General features: G+C 65.5%; 16 protein-coding genes and 1 pseudogene. 2 read left to right on the top strand and 15 right to left on the bottom strand.

The features are described from left to right. Positions 1-3 precede the first annotated feature (3 nt). The 4 genes and pseudogenes from J2Y63_RS19270 to J2Y63_RS19255 form a co-directional block, all read right to left on the bottom strand. Positions 4-267, bottom strand: coding sequence for an exodeoxyribonuclease VII small subunit (locus J2Y63_RS19270; RefSeq protein WP_435267417.1), 264 nt, complete (start codon positions 265-267; stop codon positions 4-6). Between the two features lie 2 nt (positions 268-269). After that, positions 270-1,196 carry a histone deacetylase family protein gene (locus tag J2Y63_RS19265; RefSeq protein WP_256118587.1) on the bottom strand — a complete coding sequence of 309 codons (927 nt, stop codon included), beginning with the start codon at positions 1,194-1,196 and terminating at the stop codon, positions 270-272. Positions 1,197-1,266: 70 nt separating this feature from the next. Further along, positions 1,267-2,040 (bottom strand): zinc-binding dehydrogenase, encoded by a 774-nt coding sequence (locus J2Y63_RS19260; protein WP_435267497.1) that lies wholly within the window; start codon positions 2,038-2,040, stop codon positions 1,267-1,269. Positions 2,041-2,244: 204 nt separating this feature from the next. Next, a pseudogene (locus tag J2Y63_RS19255) lies at positions 2,245-2,415 on the bottom strand (oxidoreductase); the annotation flags it as partial. Positions 2,416-2,436: 21 nt separating this feature from the next. Here J2Y63_RS19255 and J2Y63_RS19250 point away from each other — a divergent pair. Next, positions 2,437-2,838 carry an acyl-CoA thioesterase gene (locus J2Y63_RS19250; protein WP_435267416.1) on the top strand — a complete coding sequence of 134 codons (402 nt, stop codon included), beginning with the start codon at positions 2,437-2,439 and terminating at the stop codon, positions 2,836-2,838. Here J2Y63_RS19250 and J2Y63_RS19245 read toward each other — a convergent pair. From J2Y63_RS19245 to J2Y63_RS19220, 6 genes are read right to left on the bottom strand one after another with little or no spacing between them, the layout of a single operon-like run. Beyond that, the gene (locus J2Y63_RS19245; RefSeq protein WP_435267415.1) at positions 2,824-3,207 is read right to left on the bottom strand and encodes a GFA family protein; all 384 of its coding nucleotides are present in this window, start codon (positions 3,205-3,207) and stop codon (positions 2,824-2,826) included. The two genes, J2Y63_RS19250 and J2Y63_RS19245, sit on opposite strands and share 15 nt — an antisense overlap. Positions 3,208-3,214: 7 nt before the next feature. Further along, positions 3,215-4,396 (bottom strand): thiolase family protein, encoded by a 1,182-nt coding sequence (locus tag J2Y63_RS19240; RefSeq protein ID WP_435267414.1) that lies wholly within the window; start codon positions 4,394-4,396, stop codon positions 3,215-3,217. Continuing rightward, complete coding sequence (locus J2Y63_RS19235) at positions 4,374-5,861, bottom strand: class I adenylate-forming enzyme family protein (protein WP_435267413.1); 1,488 nt, start codon at positions 5,859-5,861, stop codon at positions 4,374-4,376. The genes J2Y63_RS19240 and J2Y63_RS19235 overlap by 23 nt, the downstream gene beginning before the upstream one ends. A 4-nt stretch (positions 5,862-5,865) precedes the next feature. Beyond that, positions 5,866-6,429, bottom strand: a complete 564-nt coding sequence (locus J2Y63_RS19230) for a biotin transporter BioY (RefSeq protein WP_435267412.1) — start codon at positions 6,427-6,429, stop codon at positions 5,866-5,868. A 29-nt stretch (positions 6,430-6,458) separates the two neighbouring features. Further along, a complete protein-coding gene (locus J2Y63_RS19225) occupies positions 6,459-7,064 on the bottom strand; it encodes an energy-coupling factor transporter transmembrane component T family protein (RefSeq protein ID WP_435267411.1) in 606 nt (201 codons plus the stop codon). Then, on the bottom strand, positions 7,058-7,738 hold the full coding sequence (locus tag J2Y63_RS19220) for an energy-coupling factor ABC transporter ATP-binding protein (RefSeq protein ID WP_435267410.1): 681 nt from the start codon (positions 7,736-7,738) through the stop codon (positions 7,058-7,060). Before J2Y63_RS19220 ends, J2Y63_RS19225 begins: the two co-directional genes overlap by 7 nt. A 126-nt stretch (positions 7,739-7,864) precedes the next feature. Between J2Y63_RS19220 and J2Y63_RS19215 the strand changes: the two genes are divergently transcribed. Next, the gene (locus J2Y63_RS19215; protein WP_435267409.1) at positions 7,865-9,061 is read left to right on the top strand and encodes a winged helix-turn-helix domain-containing protein; all 1,197 of its coding nucleotides are present in this window, start codon (positions 7,865-7,867) and stop codon (positions 9,059-9,061) included. Positions 9,062-9,158: 97 nt separating this feature from the next. On the opposite strand, the gene J2Y63_RS19210 is transcribed toward J2Y63_RS19215, so the two are convergent. The 5 genes from J2Y63_RS19210 to J2Y63_RS19190 all read right to left on the bottom strand — a co-directional run bounded on the left by J2Y63_RS19210 (position 9,159) and on the right by J2Y63_RS19190 (position 14,370). Next, positions 9,159-9,812: a hypothetical protein gene (locus tag J2Y63_RS19210; protein WP_435267408.1), complete on the bottom strand. Its 654-nt coding sequence runs from the start codon at positions 9,810-9,812 to the stop codon at positions 9,159-9,161. A 96-nt stretch (positions 9,813-9,908) separates the two neighbouring features. Further along, positions 9,909-10,868, bottom strand: a complete 960-nt coding sequence (locus J2Y63_RS19205; RefSeq protein WP_435267407.1) for a hypothetical protein — start codon at positions 10,866-10,868, stop codon at positions 9,909-9,911. 85 nt (positions 10,869-10,953) lie between these two features. Beyond that, on the bottom strand, positions 10,954-12,054 hold the full coding sequence (gene ribB / locus J2Y63_RS19200) for a 3,4-dihydroxy-2-butanone-4-phosphate synthase (protein ID WP_435267406.1): 1,101 nt from the start codon (positions 12,052-12,054) through the stop codon (positions 10,954-10,956). A gap of 21 nt (positions 12,055-12,075) precedes the next feature. Beyond that, positions 12,076-13,173, bottom strand: a complete 1,098-nt coding sequence (gene aroC, locus J2Y63_RS19195) for a chorismate synthase (RefSeq protein WP_435267405.1) — start codon at positions 13,171-13,173, stop codon at positions 12,076-12,078. 261 nt (positions 13,174-13,434) lie between these two features. Further along, positions 13,435-14,370, bottom strand: a complete 936-nt coding sequence (locus tag J2Y63_RS19190; protein WP_435267404.1) for a lytic transglycosylase domain-containing protein — start codon at positions 14,368-14,370, stop codon at positions 13,435-13,437. Positions 14,371-14,470: the final 100 nt, after the last annotated feature.

Here is a 14,470-nt window from a genome sequence, read left to right as displayed (position 1 = left end):
GGATCAGGCCCCGTCGAGCGGCTCCGTGCCCTGCGGCTTGCCGGCGCGGTCGAGGCGGATCTTTTCGATGCGGTTTTCGGCGGCCGAAAGCAGTGTCTCGCAATGTTTCTTCAGCGCCTCGCCGCGCTCGTAGATCTCGATAGACCGGTCGAGCGGCACGTCGCCGCGCTCCAGCGCTGCAACGATCTTTTCCAGCTCCTCGACGGCCTGTTCGAAGGTGAGGGCGGAGACATCCGGGGCGGCGGCGGCAGGGGCGGCGTTGGTCATGGTCAGCCTCTCATCAGGCGGTAGATATGGGTGGCGGCGGATTCGGCGAGGCCTTCGAGGTCGTAGCCGCCTTCCAGCAGGCTGACCACCCGGTTGTTCGCCGATTTTTCGGAAAGTTCCATGATCTTCGCCGTCGCCCAGTCGAAATCGTCGGCGACGAGGTTGATCTGCGCCAGAGGATCGCGGTGGTGGGCGTCGAAGCCCGCGGAAATGATGATCACGTCCGGTCGGAAATCGGCGACACGCGGCAGCACGCGCGAGCGAAAAGCCTCGCGAAAATGGTCGCTGCCGTCATTGGCCGAAAGTGGCGCGTTGACGATGTTGCCGGCCCCCGTCTCGTCCTTCGCGCCGCTGCCGGGATAAAGCGGCATCTGGTGCGTCGAGCAGAACAGCACGGACGGGTCGTCGAAGAAAATGTCCTGCGTGCCATTGCCGTGGTGCACGTCCCAGTCGACGATGGCGACGCGCTCCGCACCATACGCCCTTTGCGCATGGCGGGCGGCAATCGCGGCATTGTTGAAGAAGCAGAAACCCATCGCCTTGTTGCGCTCGGCATGGTGGCCGGGCGGGCGCGCCGCGACGAAGGCATTGTCCGCCTTGCCGGAAAAGACCGCGTCGATCGCCCCGATCGCCCCGCCGATGCCGGTCAGCGCGGCCTGTAGGCTCGCCGGGCTCGCATAGGTATCCGCCTCGACCTGGTTGATGCCCTCTTCGGGCATCTCGTCCATGACGGCGCGCAGGTGGCTTTCCGGATGGGCGAGCAGCACGAAATCCTCGTTCGCCTGCGGTGCCTTCTCGCGCACGAGCGGCGAGAAGCGCTCATGCTCCAGCGCGAGGTTGATCGCCCGGATACGGTCCGACCGCTCCGGGTGGCCCTCCGGCGTGTGGTGCTCGAGGAAGATCGGGTTCTCGAAGAGAAACGTCGTCATGGCCGGAAGCTACCTATTGCGGTTGGCGAGGTCCACGGGAAATGGGCGAGTGTCCACGCCTTTTCAACCGTCACGGCGCAAGGAGCAGTTTTCCGACGCGCAACGGGTCGTCCTGGCGGGCTAGCGCCGCGGGGAGGTCCGAGAGCGCAAAGACGCCATCGACGGCAGAGCCGAGATGGCCGGCGCGGATACCCGCAAAACTATCCTCGAACGCCGCTTCGATCGCCGCGCGGGACGCAGAATGCACCCAGTTGCGCAGCCACAGAAAGGAGAAGGCGACCTCGTCGCGCCGTGCGGCCACCAGCATCGGATCGAGCTGCGCCCCGCTCAGCGCGCCATATTGCACGAAGGCGCCCCCGCGCCGGATATGGCGGAACAGCCCATTGCCCGGCTCGCCGCCGACGGCATCAAGCACCGCATCAAGCGGCGGCAGCGGCGCTTGCGCGACGATCTCGCCGGAAAAGCTTTCCGCCAGTCGCAGAGCCGTCGCCGGGCTGCGTACAAGGGCGACTGGCTGGAAACCCGCTTCCGCAAGCAGTACCAGCAGCATTTTTCCAATGGCAGAGGCCGCCGCGGTCACGCCGACGCGCTGGCCCGTTGTATTGCCGAAGTGCTCACGGACCGCATCGACCAGCCGGAACGCCGTCAGCGGGTTCACATAGGCCATCGCAGCCTGGTCGTCCGAAAGATCATCCTGCACCGCAAAACACCGGTCCGCCGGGCGGACGAGATATTGTTGCCAAAGACCGCTCATGCCAATCGGCAGCACGCGCTGGCCGATTGCGAAGCCCACTCCATTGGCGGCTTCGGCCAACGGCTCACCCCCCTCTGTCCTGCCGGACATCTCCCCCTCAAGGGGGGAGATTGGCAAGCTTGAAGGCTCTTTCCCCTCTTGCAACGCCTGAGATGACCGAGACGGTGCCCCATCCAATCTCCCCCCTTGAGGGGGAGATGTCCGGCAGGACAGAGGGGGGTATGGCTGTCCACCCACGCCCTCGCCAAGACGCAAGATCTCCCCGACCCCCTCGAAGCCGGGCACGAAGGGCAGGGTGGTGCGGCTGCGGTAGGCGCCGGTGATGGGGATGAGGTCGGAAGGGTTGATGGCGGCGCGCAGGATGCGGATTTCGACTTCGCCCGGGCCGGGGGCCACGCGCTCGGCCTCTTCCAGGGCGATCACTTGCCGGGGATCGCCGAACGCTCTAACAACGGCACGAAGCATGGTTTTATCCCGGGGGTCGACGTGGAACAGACGGCAGACATCACGGTGAGCGAGGTCCGCATACCCTTTCGCGATATAGACATGCACGGCCACATGCACAATGCCGCCTATTACGCCCATGCCGAGGCCGCCGTCGCCGGCCTCTGGCGCGAAAGGCCCGAGGGTCGGGACGACCCGGTCTATTTCGTGCGCAAATCCGGCTGCACCTTCCATCGCGGCCTGCGGCTGGATGATCTGGTCCGCTTCAAGGTGTCGGTCACGCGCATCGGCGCCACCTCGCTCAGCTTCGCCGTCGCGATCTCTTCCAAAGGTGCAGCGGTGGCGGATCTGGAAATCGTCTGGGTGGCGGTCGATCCCTCGACACGCCAGCCCGTCAACGTGCCGCAGCCGGTGCGCGACTGGCTGAAATCATTCCTCGCCTGAAGCCGTCTCGACCTTTAGCCATACCGGCCGGCAATCCTCGAAGGAATGGTATTGCGGCTGAAGCGCCCGATCGGACGGATCGTCAAAACCGCCGATGAGCAGGGCCACGACCGGCTCGTCGTCGATCGCGCCGATGGAGCTGCCGCAGGCCGGGCAGAAGGCGCGGCTGGAATAGTCCGAGGAGCGCCAGGTCGCGGGTTTTGCGCCCGTCCAGGCGAGACGTTCGGCGGGAAACTCCACCCAGGCAGCGGTCGGCGCGCCGGTATGCTGCTGGCAGAAGCGGCAGGAGCAGGTATGCGGCTTCTCCGCAGGTCCCGTCGCTTCGAAACGGATGGCGCCGCACAGGCAGCCGCCGGAATAATTTTTCATCTCACCCTCACAATTTTCGAAACAGCGCCGCAATGCCCATGCCGCCGCCGATGCCCATCATGGCAACGCCCTCCGCCCCCGTCTCGACGCCCCGCATTTGCGCAAAAAGCCGCGTGACGAGGATCGCGCCGGACGCGCCATAGGGATGGCCGAGCGCCAGCGCCCCGCCGTCGCGGTTGGCGCGCGCGGGGTCGATGCCGAGCGCATCGAGGCTGGCCAGCACCTGCGATGCAAAGGCCTCGTTGAATTCGACGAAGGGTATTCTCGTTGCATCGAGCCCGGCATTGCGCGCGGCGAGTTTTGCGATGGCCGGCACGGGGCCGAGGCCAAGCAGGTTCGGATCGACGCCGGCCACCGCGCTGTCGACCATTTCGAGCAGGGGCTCAAGCCCGAGCGCCTGCGCCGCCACAAGCGAGGTGACCAGCACGACCGAAGCGCCATCATTGACCGGGCAGGCATTGCCCGCGGTCACCGTGCCATCGGGCCGGAAGACGGGCTTCAGCGCGCCGAGTTTTTCCAGCGACGTGTTTTCCCGCGGGCATTCGTCGCGGGAAACCAGCCCGGCGGGCGTTTCCACCGGAACGATCTCGCGATCGAAACGCCCGGCCTTCGCCGCCGCCACCGCGCGAACATGGCTTTCCAGCGCGAAGGCATCCTGCCGCTCGCGGCTGATGCCGGCATGGGTGGCGACGTTTTCCGCGGCGATGCCCATGTCCGGGTCGCCGACCGTATCGGGCGCCATGCGGGCGCGGCGCAGGGGTTGCGGCTCTCCGCCGGCTGTTGCGGGCGGGCGAAAACGCAGGTTGGCACGGCTTGAGCTCTCGGTGCCGCCGGCGAGATAAAAGCGCCCGGCACCCGCCTGCACCAACCGGGCGGCGAGCATGATCGCCTCCAGCCCCGAGCCGCATTGCCGGTCCACCGTCAGGCCGGGCACGGAGACGGGAAGCCCCGCCTCCAGCGCTGCCAGACGCGCGAGATTGCCGGCGCTGTTGGCCGCATTGCCGAGGATCACGTCGTCCACCGCCGCGGGCGAAAGCCCGGTCTCGGCGAGGATGCGGCGGATCAGAGGTGCTGCAAGGCTTGCCGGCTCGATGGCGGCGAGCGTGCCGTTGACGCGGCCGATCGGCGTGCGGAAGGCGGCCGCGATAACGGGGATGCGGGCGGGATCAGTAGAACCGTTCGAGCGCATCGCTGTCCTCCGCCACCCATTGCCGCACCGTCTTCGCCTCGACCTTGCCGGAGGGCGTCACCGGCATGGCGCGGCACAGCCAGAGCCGGCGCGGCAGCTTGTAGCGCGGCAGCGTTTTTGCCAGCGCCGCCTTCAGGCTCTCCGGCGTCAGGTCTTTCCCGCTTGGCTCAATCACCGCGATAAGCTCGCTGCCAAGATCCGCATGCTCGACGCCGAAGACATGGGCGGCGCGGATTTCGGGAAGGCCGAGCAGGGCCGCTTCCACCTCGGAAGGATAGATATTGTTGCCGCCGGAGAGGACCATGCCGCCGGCGCGGCCGAGCAGATGCACCGTGCCATCCGCCTCCAGGAAACCGAGGTCGCCGACGGTCGCGAGCGCGCCGAAGCGGGCGAGACCCGCGCCGTCGCCGGCACCGAGATAGCCGGTCGCGACAAGTGGGCTCTCGACGAAGATCGTGCCGGTTTCGCCCGCGGCAAGCGCCTTACCATCCTTGTCCAGCACGCAAAGCCGCACGCCGGGAAAAAGCGTGCCGACGGCGGTGGAGGAGGCGGGGTCGCCCGGCGCGGTGACCGTGACGAAGCCGAGCTCCGAGGCACCATAATATTCGCGCACGGCCGCCTTGGGGAAATGCGCGGCGCAGAGCGCATGGTCGGCCGCGGTCAGTTTTGCGCCGGCAACCGTGATGGCCGCGATGGTATCGACGGGCGCGCCCTCGCAGAGCCGGCGCAGCATGGTCGGCACCAGCACGAGCCGGCGGATGTCCGCTGTGCGGATCGTCTCCAGCGCCTGCGCCGCATCGAAATGCCGGGCGGAATGGAAGGCGCCGCCGGCAAGCAGGGTCTCCGTCATCGCATAGAGCGCAAGGCCGTGGGCCAGCGGGCCGGGGGCATAGGTGCTGGTCGTGGCATCGAGGCCGAAGAAGGGCGCGCCCGTGGCAAGGCTGATGCGCCAGGAATGGCGGTCGCGGATGATCGGCTTCGGATCGGCCGTCGTGCCGGAGGTGAAGACGATGAGGAACGGGTCGTCGTCGCGGCCTTCCGGCAGCGGCGGTGCGTCGAAGGCGGCACTTTCGGCGAGGACGAGGGTCGCGCCGCTCCGCGGATTGTGGGCGAGAAGCTCCGCCCCTTCGGCGATGACGATCAGGTCGGGGTCGAGCTTTTCGAGGAGCCGCCGGCGGACTGCCTCCGGCAAATGCGGATCGATCAGGGCGGCGCAGGTGTTTCCGGCTGTTGCAGCCGCGAAGGCGGCGGGGAAGAGGGCATGGTTGCCGGTGACGAGCGCGACCAGCCGGTTTTCCGGGCCGATGGCGCTTCGGCCCGATGGCGCGAGGCCGGCGAAGGCCGCATGCAGGTGCCGCGCGGTGGCGACGAGCGTCGCGTAGGACAGAACCCGGTCCTCCAGGTGGAAGGCCGGGTTTTCTGGATGTTGCGCGGCGTGCCGTTCGAGGGCACCGGCCAGCGGCATCGGCTCAGGCGCGCTGCGGAAGCAGCGGATAACCGGCGAGCACCGCGCGGCCGGCGAGCATGGCGACGAAGGCCTTGATGAGATCGCCCGGCAGGAATACGAGGGCTGCCAGCGTCGTCTCGAAGAAGGCCTTGCCGCTCATATAGGCGAGCCACGGAACGCCGAAGAGGTAGACCACGGCGATGCCGCCGGCGACGGCAGCAGCTAGGAAGGCGAGGAACTGCGTGAGTTCGCCCTGTTCCTCCCTGACGAAGCGCTCGGCGATCAGGCCGCAGACGAAGGCGCCGGGAACGAAGCCGATGAGATAACCCGCTCCCGGGCCGGCGAAGACCGCAAGGCCGCCGCGACCGCCGGAGAGAACCGGTAGGCCGATCGCGACCAGCAGCAGCACGAGCAGCACCGCCGCCGCACCGCGCCTGGCGCCGAGAATGCAGCCGGCGAGCATGACACCGAGCGACTGCGCGGTGATCGGCACCGGAATGAAGCCGAGCGTGATCGGCGGGAGCAGGCCCAGCACCACGATGATCGCGGCGAAGAGGGCGACGAGGACGATGTCTCTGGTGGTCATGTCAGCTTTCCCGAATGGACATAAATGGGTTAGTGCCGCCGAAATCCGCGCGCGTCAATCGCCATGGCGATCGTATCCGCATCCTTCAGCGTCAGGATGATCAACGGCACGAGGGTGGTGAGCGGCCGCACCGGCAGGCCGCGCGCCTTGTGGGCATCGGCGATTTCGCCATAGCGGGCAAAGATTTCCGGCACGAAACGGATGACGAGGCCGACCGCCAGGCTGGCATCCGCCGCCCGCACGAAACCGAATCGTTCCAGCGGCGTCAGCAGCCGGGTGATCTCGTTCATGAAGGCGGAAATGCCCGTCGTCGCGGTGATGGCGGCGGCGAGCAGGACCAGCGTGGAGAGGCGGCAGAAGACGGCGAGTGCTTCGTGCAGCGAGTGGAACAGATAGTTCGCAGCCGCGACGAGAAGAACCGTGAACAGCACGAAGCGCACGCGCCGGAACGCCTCGCGAGGGCCGATCCCGGTCGAGAGGTAGAGCGCGGCCGACAACACCAGCGCCGGGACGAGAAGCCGCAGGTCCGCGGTGAGGAAGAGCCCGATCGCCGCCACGAAAAGCGCGATCAGCTTGCCGCGCACCGGCATGCGGTGGAGAACCGAATCGCCGTCGAAGTCGAGCCCGTTCAGCACGCGGCGATCTCCCGGTAGGTGCGGATCGCCTCTGCCGGTCCGCTGTCGGCCGCCAGCCGGCCCTCGTGGAACACCAGCACGCGGTCGAAACTCTCGATCAGGGCGAGGTCATGCGTGATGACGAGCACCTGTTCCGGCAGGCCGGCAATGGTGCGTTCGATCAGCGCGCGGTTTTTCAGGTCGAGCTGGTTGGTCGGCTCGTCGAGGATGAGCAGGTCCGGGCCGGTGACAAGCACGCTGGCAATGGCGCCGAGCTGCGTTTCTCCGCCGGAAAGCTCGTGCACGCGGCGGCGTGCGAGGTGCGAAATGCCGAATCGCGCCAGCACGGCCTCGGTCTTTTCCGCGATCTCCGCCTTGCCGAGCTTGCGGTTCTTCAGGCCGAAGGCGATGTCCTCGGCGAGGATCGGCAGGATCATCTGGTGCTGCGGGTTCTGGAAGATGAAGCCGGTTTTTCCACGCGCGGCCACCTCGTCCGTCACCGTATCCAGCCCGCCGACCGTCACGGTGCCGGTGGTCGGCTTGACCAGGCCGTTGATCATCCGCGCCATGGTCGTCTTGCCGGAGCCGTTGAGGCCGACGACGCCGATGCGGCGTTCGGTGAGCGTGAGTGTCAGCGGGTGAAGCGCCACGCGTCCGGCATAGGTCACCGTGGCGGCGGAGAAGACGATATCCAAGAGCGGGATCCCGGTTCGCGGATGGTGAGGGAGCTATAAGCAATTCGGGGAAAAGCGCAAACGCCTCGCGCGCCGGCGTGCGGAAAACAGTGGAACAAACCAAGAATATATGCCTATGATCCAGCCATGACGATTCTCCTCTCCAATGCCGAGGCCCGGCGGATCTTCCTTGCCCGGCAGGGTCTCAGCGCTCCCCCCGGCCGTCAGCTCGGCAAGGCGGGGCTGTTGCAGCTCATCCACGATATCGGCTTCGTGCAGGTGGACAGCATCGCCACCGTCGAGCGGGCGCATCACCAGATCCTGTTCTCGCGCAACCAGACCTACCGGCGCGAGCATCTTGCCGAGCTGCTCGAGAAGGATGGTGAACTCTTCGAGCACTGGACGCACGACGCCTCGATCATCCCATGCGCCTTCTTCCGCTATTGGAAGCACCGTTTCCGCCGCAAGGAAGCGTCCATCCTGGAAAACTGGCGAAAATGGCAGGGTGAAGGCTTCGACAAGGCTTTCGAGGAGACCTATGAGCGCATCGCCGCCAGCGGACCGGTGCTGTCGCGCGAATTGAAGGTGGACGATCACAAATCCGGCGGCTGGTGGAACTGGCATCCCAACAAGACGGCGCTGGAATATCTCTGGCATACCGGCAAGCTGGCGATTGCCCGGCGGGAGAATTTCCAGAAGGTCTACGACCTTGCCGAGCGCGTGCTGCCACCGCATCACCACGAACCGGCCGTCGACCATGACGCTTTCGTCGACTGGGCTTGCCGCAGCGCGCTCGAACGGTTGGGTTTTGCCACGCATGGCGAGATCGCCGCCTTCTGGGCGCTGATCACGCCGGAGGAAGCCAAAACCTGGGTGGAGACGCACCGCGACGAACTCCGGCCCGTCTCGATCGAGACGATGGACGGCGGCAAGCCGCGCGCCTCGCATGCCTTCGCCGATTTCCCGGAAAACCTCGGCGACATCCCCGAGCCGCCGGCCCGCCTGCGCGTGCTCTCGCCCTTCGATCCCTTGATCCGCGACCGCAACCGCACGGAACGGCTGTTCGGCTATTTCTACCGCATCGAGATCTTCGTGCCGGAGCCGAAGCGGCAATATGGCTACTACGTCTTCCCGCTGCTCGAAGGCGACCGCCTCGTCGGCCGCATCGACATGAAGGCCGACCGCAAGGCCGGCTCGCTCGACGTCAAGCGGCTCTGGTGGGAACCGAAGGTGCGCGCATCGACCGGGCGGCTGGAGAAGCTGGACGCGGAACTAACGCGGCTCGCAAAATTTTCGGGCGTGGAAACGGTGCGCTATCTGGATGGGTGGCGCGGGGAGGACTAGAGCAACTCCAGCAAAAGTGCGCAGCGGTTTTGCGTCCGGAATTGCGCAAAAACAAGAGATAGAACGTTTTCGCTATTCGAAGAAAAGCGGAAACGTTCTAGCGCCTTTTCCCGAAGGCACCGGCCGGAACGGCGCGGTTGAAGGACGGTGCGGCCGATTGCGCGCGCGGCACCACCGTTAGGTTCGGCTTTTGCTGGAAGGATGGCTCCGGTGCGCTGACGACAAAGCGCCGGTCGTCGAAATCATCCTCCGTTTGCTTCCGGCCCCGCGGCGCGAAAATGGCGCGGCGCAGGCCCGAAAAGCGCAGCAGGGCGAAGACGGCGGCGACAAGCGCTGCGATGATCCAGACGAAGCCCACCATCAGCTGGCCGCCGGCCCCGCGCGTGGGAGCGTCCGCCTCCGTCAGTCCCACCATGGGCAATACGAGCTGCTTGACCTTCGCCTGGTCGAGCCTGACATAGCTGGACTTGCCCTTGAAATAGCCGACCCATTCTCCGCCGCCGAACGTATCGAACTTGTAGCCGAGATCGTAGAAGCCCTTGTCCTTGAACCTGAACGTTGCGACATTCGGCAGTTTCTTGACGAAGACGACGGATGAGCCGCCGCTCGATATGGGAATGATGACGGGCACGGATCGGGTTTTCGCCCGGCTGCTGCCGAAGGAAAAGCCGCGACGGTGGGCCTCGGCATCATCGGTGAACGACAGCGCGGCCAGCATTGTCGCCAGCATGAGAACGATGAACAGACGCATGGAAATCCCCAGCGAATTGCTGAAAGGGACAGTAGAGAAAAATCCACAACTTCCGGTAATCGGAATGGTTCAAATTCTCTGCATTCCGCGTGAACTCTAAGCCGTCACCGGCCGCCCGCCAAACGCGGTCGTCGCCTGCTCCGTCAGCGCGCGGAATTTGGCCGATGCGCCCGCCAGTTTCGCGTCCCATTCCGGGTCCGGCACCTGGCCGCGGATCGTGTCGAAATAGACGGCCATCAGCGCGGTGATGGCGAAGGGTTCCAGCACGGCGGCCTTAAAGGCCCAAGCGAAGACGATGGCGACGATGAAGCTGTAGCCGGCGATCTCGCCCGGGAAGGCGTAGAGGATGGCGGCGGCGGGGGCCAGCGCCAGCAGGAAGACGACGATGGAGAGGATCCACAGGAAGATCGAGAGCCAGACGGCGTTCTTGACCATCTTCAGCCCGTTCTGCGCATAGAGCACGAGGCCGCGGCGCGAGCTTTCCCAGGCGTTGTCGCTGTTGGTGCGGATGTTGTAGCCGAGAATGATCTCGTCGACATAGGTCAGCGACAGGCGGATCACCGTATTGGCGAAGCGGGCCAGCGCATCGAGGCCGGGGATCGGCAGGAAGGCCGCAACACCGCCGATGAGGCCGGTGATTGCGCCGATCACGCCCTTGATGAGCTGGTCGAGCGCAAAAAGCACGTTCGCCTCGCCGAAGCGGGCCGTGACGATCTCGCGGCCATAGGCGACCTGTCCCTTGTCCTCCGGCAGCGCCTCGCCGTCGATCAGCTTGACGATGACGGCGATATGGGCGGCCTTGACCATGTAGAGCAGCCATTCCCGCGCCCAGTAGACGGCGGCGCCCACGAAACCCATGCCGATGAAGCCGCCCCAGACCGCATAGGATTCCGGGCTTTCGCTGATCGAGCCCACGCCATAACCGATGCCGGCGCCGGCGCCGGTGGCCAGGATGAAGGCGAGGGTGATGACGAAATAGATCACCATGCGGGTGAGGATGAAGGGCATGGTCCTGGCGAGGATGCCGATGGTCTTGCCGATGCTGAAATCCCACATGCGCCTACCGCCCCTCAAAGAAAATCCCGCAGCCCCGAACCGTCGCGTGAAGAGCAAACGTTTCGGCGATGCGGGATATTCTATCTCAGCAGAGGTCGGTGGAACTGATCTGGATGCCGAACCCTTCGAGGCCGACATAGTGGCGCTCGCGCGACGCCATCAGGCGGATCGAGGTGATGCCGAGATCCTTCAGGATCTGCGCGCCAAGGCCGATTTCCAGCCATTCGCTTTCGCGCGCCTGCGCCTCGTTATGGCCTTCGCCGTCATGTTTGCCCCGGCGGGCGGTCTGCGAGGCGCCGACGCCGACGGACCCTTCGCGCAGATAGACGATGACGCCGCGGCCCTGCTCGGCGATGCGTTTCATGATGCCGTCGATCTGGCGGTCCGCGCCAAAAACGTCGCCGCCGACATTTTCCAGATGCAGGCGCACCGGAATGTCGACGCCGTCGCGGATGTCGCCGAAGATCACCGCGAGGTGCTGCATCGGGTCCCAGGGCAGCGTGTAGGTCAGGGCCTTCGCCCGGCCGTAGGGCGTCTCGATGGTGAAGGTGTCGACCTGCTCGATCAGCGTTTCCTTGCGCTGGCGATAGGCGATGAGATCGGCGACGGAGACCTGCTTAAGGCCATGCGTCTCGGCAAAGCTCGCCACCTGCGGACCGCGCATCACAGTGCCATCGTCGTTGACAAGCTCGCTGATCACGCCGATCGGCGGCAGGCTGGCGAGGCGGCAGAGGTCGACGGCGGCTTCCGTATGGCCGGAGCGCATCAAGACGCCGCCTTCGCGGGCGACGAGTGGGAAGATGTGGCCGGGGCGCACGAAATCCGTCGGGCCGACATTGGGGTTCGCAAGGTTGCGCACCGTCAGCGTGCGGTCATCGGCGGAAATGCCGGTCGTCGTGCCGTGCTTGAAATCGACGGAGACGGTGAAGGCGGTGGTGTGCGCCGAATCGTTTTCCGCCACCATGGCGTTGAGGTTGAGGCGCTTGGCCTCCTCGCGCGGCATGGGGGTGCAGACGATGCCGGAGGTGTGGCGCACGATGAAGGCCATCTTTTCCGGCGTGCAATGCACCGCGGCGACGATCAGGTCGCCCTCGTTCTCGCGGCCGTCGTCATCCATGACGACGACGATCTCGCCGGCCTCGAAGGCGCGGATGGCATCGACGACACGCTTCTGGTCGTAGCTCATGGCAGGCTCCTATTCAGCCGGTTATTTCAGGCGGCCGGTCTGGCCGCGATCGCGCAGATAGTGATCGGCAACGGCGCAGGCAACCATCGCCTCGCCGATCGGCACGGCGCGGATGCCGACGCAGGGATCGTGCCGGCCCTTGGTGCGCACGTCGACATTGTTGCCGTCCGAATCGATCGAGCGGCGCTCGGTGAGGATCGAGGAGGTCGGCTTGATGGCGAAGCGGGCGATCACCGGCTGGCCGGTGGAAATGCCGCCGAGGATGCCGCCGGCATGGTTGGACAGGAAGATCGGGTTGCCGTCATTGCCCATGCGCATCTCATCGGCATTTTCCTCGCCGGTGAGTTCCGCGGAGGCAAAGCCTTCGCCGATCTCGACGCCCTTGACGGCATTGATCGACATCAGCAGCGAGGCGATATCCTGGTCGAGCTTGCCATAGATCGGCGCGCCGATGCCGGCGGGAACACCCTCGGCGACGACTTCCACGACGGCGCCAATGGAGGAGCCGGACTTGCGGATGCCGTCGAGATAGTCTTCCCAAACGGGCACGATGGCCGGATCGGGCGCGAAGAACGGGTTGTTGTTGACCTCGTTCCAGTCCCAATTGTCGCGGTTGATCTTGTGCTTGCCGATCTGCACGAGGGCGGCGCGGACAGTGAGCCCCGGCACGACCTTGCGGGCAAGCCCTCCGGCGGCGACACGGGCCGCCGTCTCGCGCGCGGAAGAACGCCCGCCGCCGCGATAGTCGCGGATGCCGTATTTGGCGTCATAGGTGTAGTCGGCGTGGCCGGGGCGATAGCGCTTGGCGATCTCGCCATAGTCCTTGGAGCGCTGGTCGGTGTTCTCGATCATCATCGACACGGGCGTGCCGGTGGTGATCATCGTCTCGCCATCCGCGTCCATCATCACGCCGGAGAGCACCTTCACGAGGTCGTCCTCGCGGCGCTGCGTCACGAAACGCGACTGGCCGGGCTTGCGCTTGTCGAGCCAGGCCTGGAGTTCGGCCAGCGTGAAGCGAATGCCGGGCGGGCAGCCATCCACCACGCAGCCAAGCGCGATCCCATGGCTTTCGCCCCAAGTGGTGACGCGGAAAAGGTGACCGAAAGTATTGTGCGACATGAGCGGAACCGGACCTGTAAGGAAGTGGGTCCTCTCTTAGTGGAAAAGAGAGGGGAGGGACAAGGGTTTCGCGCAGAGATGCCGCTTTGGGAGTTTGTTGCTTTTTTGGGGGCGAGCCGCGGTCGCGGCTGATTTTTGCCCAAAGCGTTCATGGAAGGGTGATCCGAGCATCTCTGAGATGGGTTGGAAAACCGAACAGCAGCTTTCCGGCAGCTCAAGGCCTATAGCGCGTTGGCCAAATCCACGAACCGTTGGTCCCGGTCAGTTCCTGAAGACGATGCAGGCGCCGCCGCTCTTGCGGACTTCACGGCACACGGCCTCGGCTTCCTGCCGGGTCGGACGGCCAATGCGGGCCGTGTATCGCAGCCTTGTCCCGAAGGCACGGTTGCGTTCCTTCTGGATCAGCGGCTTTTCCTTGTTCAGCGGCGCGGGCAGGGATCGAACGGTCGACAGGAACAATCTGACGGCCACCGTCTTCTGGAAATGCCCCGCCAGTTGCGCGCCCCACGGTGCCCAAGCGCCTTCCGCTTCGAATTCCAGGGCCTTGAGGCGCCGCGTGTCGGCAAGCGCGATGCAGGCGTCCTCGAAGGACTTCTGCCCGTCGAGGCGCAGGTCGATGGCTGCAGGCGGGTTGTCGCGCCAGTCCTCGGCCGCATGAGCCGTGATATCAAGGACGTAGTTGCGGGTCTCCTGCGGCAGTCTTCCGTTTTTCAGGAATGTCTGCAATCCGCCTTCGCCGGCATTGTAGGCAGCGGCGGCGAGCCCGATATTGCCGAAGCGATCTCGCAGGTCATCGAGATACTCGGCCGATTTCTTCAATGCCTCCAAAGCGTCGAAACTGTTCGATAGGCCGCGCAGTCTTGCGGTGGAGGGAATGAATTGCGCTATTCCTTCCGCGCCTTTCGGGCTGACGGCATCTGGACGGAACCGGCTTTCCGTCCAGATCAGCCGCGCAAAGAAATCGGGCGGTAGATCGTTCTCGCCGGCGAAATGGGCAAGCGCCCCGCATATGTCGCGATTGAAGCTGGTCGCGCGGACGCAGAGCGTTCCAGTGTTGGTGGCTATTGAGTAGATACAAGGCGGCGCGCGCCATTCAATCTGGGCGATCGCGGCATCCGTCGGGATGCTGGAGGCCAGCGCCCCTGCAGCAAGCAAGGCAAGTCTTCCCCTGTCCCATCTCCGTCGCGTGTGCCACATCGCTCCCTCATATCACCGTTGCGAAACGAGAGGGAGGTGCGTGCTTATTGCGCCGGCAGGATGTGGCGTGCTGTTGGCGCAAAGCGGTCGTAGCCGCCAA

The organism is Shinella sp. BE166 (assembly GCF_051201095.1).
GTDB lineage: Bacteria > Pseudomonadota > Alphaproteobacteria > Rhizobiales > Rhizobiaceae > Shinella > Shinella lacus.
The sequence above is the reverse complement of the archived record's forward strand: the minus strand, read 5'-3'. Positions and strand labels throughout refer to the sequence as shown.

Excerpts from the sequence above, each read along its gene's own strand:
- J2Y63_RS19260 (WP_435267497.1), bottom strand. The coding sequence starts at position 2,040 with ATGTCCGGCAGGACAGAGGGGGGTGAGCCGTTGGCCGAAGCCGCCAAT.
- J2Y63_RS19230 (WP_435267412.1), bottom strand. The coding sequence starts at position 6,429 with ATGACCACCAGAGACATCGTCCTCGTCGCCCTCTTCGCCGCGATCATC.
- J2Y63_RS19240 (WP_435267414.1), bottom strand. The coding sequence starts at position 4,396 with ATGCGCTCGAACGGTTCTACTGATCCCGCCCGCATCCCCGTTATCGCG.
- J2Y63_RS19215 (WP_435267409.1), top strand. The coding sequence starts at position 7,865 with ATGACGATTCTCCTCTCCAATGCCGAGGCCCGGCGGATCTTCCTTGCC.
- J2Y63_RS19270 (WP_435267417.1), bottom strand. The coding sequence starts at position 267 with ATGACCAACGCCGCCCCTGCCGCCGCCGCCCCGGATGTCTCCGCCCTC.
- aroC (WP_435267405.1), bottom strand. The coding sequence starts at position 13,173 with ATGTCGCACAATACTTTCGGTCACCTTTTCCGCGTCACCACTTGGGGC.
- J2Y63_RS19235 (WP_435267413.1), bottom strand. The coding sequence starts at position 5,861 with ATGCCGCTGGCCGGTGCCCTCGAACGGCACGCCGCGCAACATCCAGAA.
- ribB (WP_435267406.1), bottom strand. The coding sequence starts at position 12,054 with ATGAGCTACGACCAGAAGCGTGTCGTCGATGCCATCCGCGCCTTCGAG.
- J2Y63_RS19190 (WP_435267404.1), bottom strand. The coding sequence starts at position 14,370 with ATGTGGCACACGCGACGGAGATGGGACAGGGGAAGACTTGCCTTGCTT.
- J2Y63_RS19210 (WP_435267408.1), bottom strand. The coding sequence starts at position 9,812 with ATGCGTCTGTTCATCGTTCTCATGCTGGCGACAATGCTGGCCGCGCTG.
- J2Y63_RS19245 (WP_435267415.1), bottom strand. The coding sequence starts at position 3,207 with ATGAAAAATTATTCCGGCGGCTGCCTGTGCGGCGCCATCCGTTTCGAA.
- J2Y63_RS19205 (WP_435267407.1), bottom strand. The coding sequence starts at position 10,868 with ATGTGGGATTTCAGCATCGGCAAGACCATCGGCATCCTCGCCAGGACC.
- J2Y63_RS19265 (WP_256118587.1), bottom strand. The coding sequence starts at position 1,196 with ATGACGACGTTTCTCTTCGAGAACCCGATCTTCCTCGAGCACCACACG.